General features: G+C 62.8%; 8 protein-coding genes. 7 read left to right on the top strand and 1 reads right to left on the bottom strand.

Going from position 1 to position 8,469, the window contains the following annotated elements; translation table 11 throughout:
* The first annotated feature begins 333 nt into the window (after nucleotides 1-333).
* From GY769_13590 to GY769_13575, 4 genes are read left to right on the top strand one after another with little or no spacing between them, the layout of a single operon-like run.
* Nucleotides 334-1,323, top strand: a complete 990-nt coding sequence (locus GY769_13590; GenBank protein ID MCP4202950.1) for an ATP-binding cassette domain-containing protein — start codon at nucleotides 334-336, stop codon at nucleotides 1,321-1,323.
* Nucleotides 1,320-2,060 (top strand): ABC transporter permease subunit, encoded by a 741-nt coding sequence (locus GY769_13585; GenBank protein ID MCP4202949.1) that lies wholly within the window; start codon nucleotides 1,320-1,322, stop codon nucleotides 2,058-2,060. Before GY769_13590 ends, GY769_13585 begins: the two co-directional genes overlap by 4 nt.
* Before the next feature lie 7 nt (nucleotides 2,061-2,067).
* Nucleotides 2,068-3,618, top strand: coding sequence for a GldG family protein (locus GY769_13580; GenBank protein ID MCP4202948.1), 1,551 nt, complete (start codon nucleotides 2,068-2,070; stop codon nucleotides 3,616-3,618).
* A 3-nt stretch (nucleotides 3,619-3,621) separates the two neighbouring features.
* Complete coding sequence (locus GY769_13575) at nucleotides 3,622-5,004, top strand: DUF4340 domain-containing protein (protein MCP4202947.1); 1,383 nt, start codon at nucleotides 3,622-3,624, stop codon at nucleotides 5,002-5,004.
* Here the strand turns inward: GY769_13575 and GY769_13570 are convergent.
* Complete coding sequence (locus GY769_13570; GenBank protein ID MCP4202946.1) at nucleotides 5,001-6,605, bottom strand: methylmalonyl-CoA mutase; 1,605 nt, start codon at nucleotides 6,603-6,605, stop codon at nucleotides 5,001-5,003. The two genes, GY769_13575 and GY769_13570, sit on opposite strands and share 4 nt — an antisense overlap.
* Nucleotides 6,606-6,849: 244 nt before the next feature.
* On the opposite strand from GY769_13570, the gene GY769_13565 reads away from it, so the two are divergent.
* The 3 genes from GY769_13565 (at nucleotide 6,850) to GY769_13555 (ending at nucleotide 8,402) form a co-directional block, all read left to right on the top strand.
* Nucleotides 6,850-7,110 carry a hypothetical protein gene (locus GY769_13565; GenBank protein ID MCP4202945.1) on the top strand — a complete coding sequence of 87 codons (261 nt, stop codon included), beginning with the start codon at nucleotides 6,850-6,852 and terminating at the stop codon, nucleotides 7,108-7,110.
* A 222-nt stretch (nucleotides 7,111-7,332) separates the two neighbouring features.
* Nucleotides 7,333-7,668, top strand: a complete 336-nt coding sequence (locus GY769_13560; GenBank protein ID MCP4202944.1) for a histidine biosynthesis protein HisIE — start codon at nucleotides 7,333-7,335, stop codon at nucleotides 7,666-7,668.
* A gap of 215 nt (nucleotides 7,669-7,883) precedes the next feature.
* Nucleotides 7,884-8,402 (top strand): TlpA family protein disulfide reductase, encoded by a 519-nt coding sequence (locus GY769_13555; GenBank protein ID MCP4202943.1) that lies wholly within the window; start codon nucleotides 7,884-7,886, stop codon nucleotides 8,400-8,402.
* Nucleotides 8,403-8,469 lie beyond the last annotated feature (67 nt).

Raw genomic sequence — 8,469 nt, 5'->3', positions numbered from 1 at the left:
GGCCGCGTGGCTGGGCTTTGGGAGTCCTTCTTGCTCGGCGCGCTCGGGCGCGATCTCGTAAGCGGTCTTCATGTCCGATCCCGTCACCGGCCACAGATTATCATCGCGGGGTTCGCGAGATCCGACTAAAGTAACGGTAGTGAGGCACATTCGCTGTGCCCGATCGCGTGCCATCCTGACGCTGCGGCCGCGTAGATGCCTCGCTCGTGGTGCCGTGGGCAAGGAGCTTTAGGGAAGGTGGCTCGGGCATCGGATTTGCTGCAAGCCGCCAGGGAACGAAAGGCCGCATGTTGCTCGAAGCGGCGGACCACAGACCCAGGAGGATTGACCGAGGTGATCGAAGCACAAGATCTGACGCGAAGATACGGCGAGTTCACCGCTGTCGACGGCGTTTCGTTCTCGATCGACGAGGGTGAGATCGTGGGCATTCTGGGACCGAACGGCGCCGGCAAGACCACGATAATCCGAATGATCACCGGCTTCTTGCCGCCCAGCGCAGGCCGCGTGACGGTCGCCGGCCGAGATCTGTCGAGAGACTCGGTCGCGGCCCGAGCGGCGCTCGGCTATTTGCCCGAGAATGTCGCGCTCTACGAGGAGATGAGGGTCGGCGAGTACCTGGCGTATCGAGCGCGGCTCGAAGGAGTCGGTCGCTCGGAGACCGGTGAACGGATCGGCGATGCCCTTGAGCGCTGTCTGCTCGAGGACGTTCGCGACCAGATCATCGGCACCCTCTCCAAGGGATACCGGCAGCGAGTCGGCCTGGCGACCGCGATCCTGCATCGACCAAAGGTTCTGGTACTCGACGAGCCGACCATAGGCCTCGACCCCAAGCAGGTCGTGGCCATCCGCGAGCTCATTCGTGAGCTCGGCCGGGAGAGCACGTTGGTCCTGTCGACCCACATTCTGCCGGAGGTCGAGCTGCTGTGCGATCGCGTGATGATCATCGATCGTGGCAGGATCGTGGCCCAGGGTTCGCCGGAGAGTCTGCGCGCAAGCTCTACGGGAGATACCATCGTGCGCGTTGCGCTGAAGGAAAGCCCGCCGGAGGCGGCCGCGGCCTTGGCCGCTCTGCCGGGGGTGAGCGAGGTCGAGTCGGCCGGGAGCGACGCCTTCGAGGTCCATTGCTCGGGCGGTGCGGATCCCAGGGAGGCGATCTTCCGGACGGCCGTCGAGAGGCGGTGGGTCCTTTTGGAGCTCACTCAATCGAAAGCCTCGCTCGAGGACGTTTTCGTGCGGCTCACGACACAGGAGCCACCGGAGACCGCGGGCGCCGCGACTCCGGCACCGCAAGGCGACGAGGACGATTTGGAGGTGACCGAATGAGCGCGTTCTTGGCGACTCTCGATCGCGAGCTCAGGGCGTATTTTCTCTCGCCGCTGGCCTACATCGTGCTGGCCGCTCTGCTGCTGGTCAACGGCTTCGTTTTCTGGCTGATCGTGAGCTTTCTGAGCGACCCCAGGGCCGCGGTCGGAGCGCCCCTCGAACTCTTCTTCGGTCAGACCTTCTTCTTCTGGCTGGTTCTGCTCTTCATGACGCCGGTTCTGACCATGCGCTTGCTGAGCGAAGAACGGCGAAGCGGCACCATCGAAGTGCTCATGACGGCACCGATCACCGAGACCCAGGTGGTGCTGGGGAAGTACTTGGCGGCGTTGGCCTTCTACGTTGTCCTGTGGGCGCCGACTCTGGCCTACGCGGGCGTCATTGCCAGATACAGCTCGGTGGACTGGGGGCCGGTAGCCTCAGGTTACCTGGGCATCATCGGAGTCGGCTCGGTGTTTCTGGCGGCAGGCGTTCTGGCTTCCGCTCTGACCCGCAGCCAGTTGATTGCGGCTCTGCTTACCTTCGTCATCCTGGTACCGATGTTCACGTTCGGTCTGCTCGAGAATCTGGTCAACAACGAGCTCGCGAAGCAGGCCTTTGGCTACTTGAACCTGTGGCAGCACATGGACGATTTCGCCAAGGGCATAGTCGATTCGCGGCGGCTCGTGTACTACCTGTCGGCGACCGCGACGTTTCTTTTCCTCGCGACGCGAACCCTTGCCGTCAGGAAGTGGAGGTGAAGTGACGATGACTGAAAAACGAAACCGCTGGCTAGAGTCGTCCACGTTCAGCGCGGGCGTCCTCCTGGTTCTGGCTTTGGTCGTCATGGTCAACTACCTCTCCTGGAAGTACTACAAGCGCTTCGACTGGACGTCTTCAAAGATCTACACGCTTTCGGAGAAGAGCCGGAATGTCGTGAGTGCCCTCGACAAGCCGATCGAGGCCGTGGTTTTCATGAGCCCGGGTGAGCCGCTGTTCGACAAGGTCCACGAGCTCCTGACGCGCTACGCGGCGGCGTCCGAGAACTTCAGCCTGCGCGTGGTCGATCCGGAGAAGAACCTGGCCGAGGCACAGGCCCTGGTCAACAGGTTCGAGCTCAGTCATCTCGACGTGATCGTCCTGGATGGTGGAGATGACCGCCGGGTCGTCGAGAGCGCGGATCTCGCCGACTATGACTACTCGGGTCTTCAGGCCGGGCTGGGCCCCGAGCTAACTGGATTCAAGGGCGAGCAGGTCTTCACCGGCGCCATCGTCGACCTCGCGGAAAGCCGGAAACCGAAGATCGTGTTTACCACCGGACACGGCGAGCTTCGGCTGGACGATCCCTCGGCCCGCGGGCTGACCGAGCTCGAGGCGCTACTGGGCCGGGACAACTTCGATCTGGAAGAGTGGGCGCCCTTGAGCGAGCCGAAAGTTCCGGCGGGAACGGACGCGGTGGTCATCGCAGGTCCGACAGTAGGATTCGTGGCGCCCGAGGTCGAGGCGATTGCGGAGTTCGTGGCGGGCGGGGGCCGGCTTCTGGCGCTGCTCGACCCGATGATCAGCGCCTCGGGAGCGGTTGCTTCGACGGGGCTCGAGGCACTGCTCTCGGACTATGGCGTGGGACTCGGTGCCGACATTGTCATCGATCCGCGGAATCCGATCCCGTTTTTCGGCGCCGAGACCTTCTTCGTGAGCGAGTTCGGGGAGCATCCCGTGACCAGGCCGTTGCGTCAGGCCGACGTGCCGGTCATCGTGCCCCTGGCCCAGTCGCTTCTCCTGGCTGGAGAACCGGACGAGCTCGGCGCCAGCGTGTTGCTGGAAACGAGCCCGGCCGGTTGGGGTGAGAGCGATCTCGAGAATCTGGAAGCGATCGAGAAAGGGGATGACGATGTCGCGGGCCCGGTGCCGGTGGCGGTGGCGATCGACCTGGGCGACACGAGTGACGACGAAGTGGCCGCGACCCCTGGTTCGAACGAGGTGGCCGAGGAAGCGTCCGACGGCGAGGGTGACCCGGCAACGGCCGAGCCAACGGCGGACGACGCAGAGGCTTCGAGTCGATTGGTCGTATTCGGCGACGCCGACTTCGTCACCAACGGGCAGCTCCGAAACGTCGGCAACGCCGAGCTCGCCGCCAACACGGTGAACTGGTTGGTCGAGCGAGAGAACCTGATCGCGATTCCGCCCAAGAAGCCCGAACAGGTTCGTCTCAGCCTCAGCGGAGACGAGCTGCGCTCGGTCGGGCTGCTGGTGTTTCTGGTTCTGCCCGGATTGGCCCTGGTGGCCGGCGCAGCCGTGTACTCCCGCCGAAGGAGGTAACGATTGCGCCCCCGCACCCTGCTCGTTCTCTTCGTGCTGGTTATCGGTCTCGGTAGCTTCATCTGGTTTTTCGAGCGCGATTTGCCGTCCACAGAGGAGCGCGTCGAACAGGGCAAGAAGCTGGTCCGGTTGGATCTCGAGTCGGTCCGGGGAATCGAGCTCGAAGCCGGCGGGCGGCAGATCCGGCTCGAGCGTGTGTTGGCGTCCGGCAAGGCCGGCGATGCCGGAGACGCCGGTGACGGCTACAGCTCTGGCGACGAGCTGGGGGAGTGGGCGCTGACCGAGCCCCGAGCCGCTCGGGGCGATTCCGACGAAGTGAGACGCCTTCTGGAGCGGGTCCGGGATCTGGAGAAGGAGCGCACGTTGGAAGATGCGTCGAGAGATGAGCTCGGCCTCGATCGGCCCCGGGGCGAGATCAAGATCGAGACCGGGTCGGAAGATCTTGTTCTCAGATTCGGCAGCGAGATCCCGGCGTCGTCGAACACCATCGTAGAGGTTGGCAACGGCCCGCCGTTTTATGTCGTCTCGGGCAGCCTGGTCGACGACGTCGTTCGGGAACCGAACGAATGGCGCAGTCGGGACGCGATCCCGATCGACCGCTCGCGGATCGAGAGGATCGAAGTCCTGAACCCGCCCACGGGTGTCGCTCTGGAACGCGTTGAAGGTGGGTTCCGCCTGGTCGCACCTAAGCACGATGTAGCCGACGAGGACAAAGTGGCAAGCCTTCTGACGGCGCTGGTGGACCTCGAGATCGAGGAGTTCGTCGACGACCCGGATGCCGATCTCGGCGCCGAGCCTTCAGCGGTCCGGCTGACGCTTACGGATGCGGCCGCTCCGATGCTGGTCGAGATCGCGGCGTCGGCGGCCGCGGAGGAGCTCGCCGCCGTCCGAGTCGACGGGCAGCTGTTCAGGGCCGACACCGATCTGGCTTCGCTGCTCGCGCGGCGGCCGGAGGAGTGGCAATCGGGGAGCTGGTCCGACCGTGGCGCGTTCGAGGTCGAGGCGTTTCGAGTCGTGCACAACGGTGACGAGCGTCGTTTCGAGCGTCGCGAAGGGGAGTGGCTGTCGGACGACGTCGAAGTCGAATACTCGAACGTCAGTGCCTTCTTGTATGCGGTTGCGGGGGCGAAGGGCGTGCCGGTCGATCTTACGCCGGGCAGCACCGGCGAGCTGGCCGAGATGGAGATAGAACTGGAGTCGGAAGGGTGGACGGAGTCTCTGCGCCTCTGGGCGGACGGTGACGGATTCCTGGCCGAGCGGGACCGCCGCGCGACCTTGATTCGGCTCGCTCCGGAGTCGACCGAAGAGCTGTTCGCGAAGCTCGAAGCTCTCGAGCCGGCGCCCGAGCCGGCTGCCGAGTTGGCTCCCGAGAAGGAGCTCGACTAGTCGAAGCTCGTCTCTTCGTGCTCGCCGTGGATAGCGCGAAGTGTGTCGGTGATCTCGCCAACGGTCACCTCAGCCCGCACACATCCCAGAATCGGCGGCATGAGATTGTGGCCCTCGCGCGCAGCTGCAGCGAGGGAATCTCGAGCCGCGGCCGCGGCCCCGGCGTTCCGCCGGTCGCGCAGTGCGTGGAGCCGCTCCACCTGCGCGCGTTCCGCAGCGGAGTCGACGCTCAGCACCTCGATGCCGCCAGAGGCCTCTTCGACGTGGGCGTTGATTCCTACGACTTTGTCGCACCCGTTCTCGATGGCGATCTGGGTGGCATAGGCGGCCTCGGCGATCTCTCGTTGTTGAAAGCCCCGCTCGAGTCCCGCCGCGGCGCCACCCATCTCCTCGATCGCTTCGATATAGCGAAGGGCTCGGGTTGAGATCTCCTCGGTCAAGGCCTCGATTGAATGGGCTCCACCGAGCGGATCCGCCACATCGACGATGCCGGACTCGAGTGCCAGGACCTGTTGCGTACGGAGCGCCAGTCGAGCAGCGTCCTCAGTGGGAAGTCCAAGGGCTTCGTCGCGCGAGTTGGTATGCAGGGACTGGGCGCCCCCACAGATGGCAGCCAGCGCCTGCAGGGCGACCCTGACCACGTTGTTATCGGGTTGCTGGGCGGTCAGCGTCGACCCGGCGGTCTGGACATGAAAGCGCAGCCAGCATGATCGAGGATTCTTCGGCGCGAAGCGGTCGCGGATGAGTCGGGCCCAGAGCTGTCGAGCGGCGCGGAACTTGGCGACCTCTTCCAAGAAATGGTTGTGGGCGTTGAAAAAGAAAGACACTCTGGGTGCGAACGAATCGATGTCCAGACCCCGGTCGATCGCGGCCGTGACATAGGCCAGCCCGTTGGCGAGCGTGAATGCGACCTCTTGCACGGCCGTGCTGCCGGCTTCGCGCATGTGATAGCCCGAAACCGAGACCGGATTCCACCTCGGAACCTCATTGGCGCAGAACTCGATGATGTCGGTGACCAAGGCTATGGAAGGCTTCGGAGGAAAGACGTAGGTGCCTCGAGCCGCGTACTCCTTGAGGATGTCGTTTTGTACTGTTCCGCCCACGCGCTCCCAGGCGACCCCTTGTTCCTCGGCGACAGCGAGATAGAGCGCCAGCAAGATCGAAGCGGTCGAGTTGATCGTCATCGAGGTCGTGACTTCATCGAGGGGAATGCGATGAAGGAGCCTGCGCATATCTTCGATCGAGTCGATTGCGACGCCGACCTTGCCGACTTCACCGCGCGCCAGGGTATGGTCCGAGTCATAACCGATTTGAGTCGGTAGGTCGAATGCAACGGAAAGCCCGGTGATCCCCTGAGCGAGCAGAAAGTGGTAGCGCCTGTTGGACTCTTCTGCGTCCGCGTAGCCCGCATACTGGCGCATGGTCCAAAGTCTCTTTCGGTACATCTCAGAGTAGAGGCCTCGGGTGTAGGGAAACTCGCCGGGCGGTGCGGGCTCGTCGGAACTGGAAGGTGCGCCGTCCGCAGAACCGTAGAAAGACGGCAGCTCGATGCCCGAGGAGGTTTGTCGAATGCCTTCGTCCTTTTCGTGTGCGTCAGACATGTCCTGAATTATAGGTTGACAAGTGTGCCGAGGAGCGCGCTTTCGAGGTTGCAGGGTCTCGTGGCCGCAACCACAAGATGTAGCGGTTACCCTTGACAAGCACGCTATATATCGTTCATCCTTGTTCGAATTCAGATCATTCTGTTTCGGGGAATCACACTTGGCATTCGCCAAAGCAACCGATCAAATCGAAAGCCGTCGTTTTTCGCAATGTTGACCTTGGCATGCTCTTGAAGTGGCTCTGATGTTCGCACTGGATCGCTCGAGAATCGCGCAGCCGCAACGAGCGAGCATTGACACCATTTGCGCGGACTATCTCGATGCGCTGCATCGTGCGTTAGTAAGCGCACACACCAACCCGCGTGAGACGCGTCTTCAGCACGAGCGCTTATCGCTTCGCTTCGCACGGAAGATCAAGATCGGCGAACAAAGAAGGATGGCGACCGGGCGCCGTGATTCAGTTCGCGAAACGCTCGACGAGCGCGTGACCAACGCTAGCTTTTGAGTTTGTTTTGACTTATATTTCTGACGAGGACGGTCGCGCGAAATCAGAACAACCGCAGTCGTCATTTGAAGCTGGCATCACCCATCCGCAAGCATCCCCTTCATCAATCGATTCCATGAGCAGGTATGAGATTTTGAATATGCAGGGAGGCAATACCGCCGCCTTGCGTGGACTTGGACCGCGTTAGGTCCTTTAGCCCGTAGCGGGCAGGAGGCAAGACCCATGGCAGCAAAGAAGAGAGCCACGAAGAAGCGCGCCACCAAGCGCAAGGCGGCAAAGCGCGCTCCGAAGCGCAGCACGCGCAAGCGCGCGACCAAGAAGAAGGCGACGAAGAAGCGCGCCACGAAGAAGAAGGCCACTAAGCGCAAGACCAAGAAGAAGGCCACGAAGAAGCGTGCGACAAAGAAGCGCGCTACGAAGAAGAAGGCCACTAAGCGCAAGACCAAGAAGAAGGCCACCAAGAAGCGCGCGACAAAGAAGCGCGCCACGAAGAAGAAGGCCACTAAGCGCAAGACCAAGAAGAGAGCCACGAAGAAGCGCGCGACGAAGAGAAAGTAAGCGACTTCGGAGCCGGATCTCGGTACTCGCGCGGGCCCCTTCGGGAGCCCGCGCTTTTTTTCTGAGCTATGGCTGTTGGCCTAATTGACGTATGCTTCCGCCCGAGAGGGAGGAGGGGCCAGGCTCCCGCCGCCCTCTGCCGAATGATGAGAACTGTCCAAAGAACTCTGGTGCTCCTCGTGCTTGCCTCGGTGGCATGCCAGGCGCCTTCCGCCGTGCCGGCGACAGCGGAAGGCGATGCGGCGTCCACAGCCGGCGGCTCCGTGATGGAGTTCGACTTGGCTTCTCTCGATGGGGGCAAGATCAGCCCGCGCGATCTCGGTGAGGATCTGATCCTCATCGATTTTTGGGCAACTTGGTGCGGCCCCTGCCACCTCCAAGCCGACATCCTGGCCAAGCTCTATCCGGAGCTCAAGAGCCGGGGCGTCGAGTTCCTCGCGGTCAGCCTCGGGGAGCCGGAGGCGGTCGTTCGCGAATTCGTTGTTGATCGCCCGTTCGCTTATCCTGTTCTCGTCGATCCGAACGACTACATTGCCGGCAAGTACGGCATCTTCGTCTTGCCGACGGTCGTCATGCTCGACCGTGAGGGCACGATCATGTACGTGCACGAAGGCATCTCGACGGCCAGCAGGTTGACGTCCGCGATCGACGAGATCTTGAGCCGACAGGCCTCGGAGGGGAGCTCCGACCGACGGACGGCAAGGGACAAAGGGGCCGAGGTCTTCGCTTCCTAGCGATGGTCAACATCCGAGAGTTTTCGGTCAAGTGTGGCAACTGCCAGACGCACCAGACGTTGAACGG

The organism is bacterium, assembly GCA_024224155.1.
Classification (GTDB): Bacteria; Acidobacteriota; Thermoanaerobaculia; order Multivoradales; family JAHEKO01; genus CALZIK01.
Note: the sequence above shows the minus strand (reverse complement) of the source record. Positions and strands in the feature narration are given on the sequence as shown.

Excerpts from the sequence above, each read along its gene's own strand:
- GY769_13585 (MCP4202949.1), top strand. The coding sequence starts at position 1,320 with ATGAGCGCGTTCTTGGCGACTCTCGATCGCGAGCTCAGGGCGTATTTT.
- GY769_13580 (MCP4202948.1), top strand. The coding sequence starts at position 2,068 with ATGACTGAAAAACGAAACCGCTGGCTAGAGTCGTCCACGTTCAGCGCG.
- GY769_13570 (MCP4202946.1), bottom strand. The coding sequence starts at position 6,605 with ATGTCTGACGCACACGAAAAGGACGAAGGCATTCGACAAACCTCCTCG.
- GY769_13565 (MCP4202945.1), top strand. The coding sequence starts at position 6,850 with ATGTTCGCACTGGATCGCTCGAGAATCGCGCAGCCGCAACGAGCGAGC.
- GY769_13560 (MCP4202944.1), top strand. The coding sequence starts at position 7,333 with ATGGCAGCAAAGAAGAGAGCCACGAAGAAGCGCGCCACCAAGCGCAAG.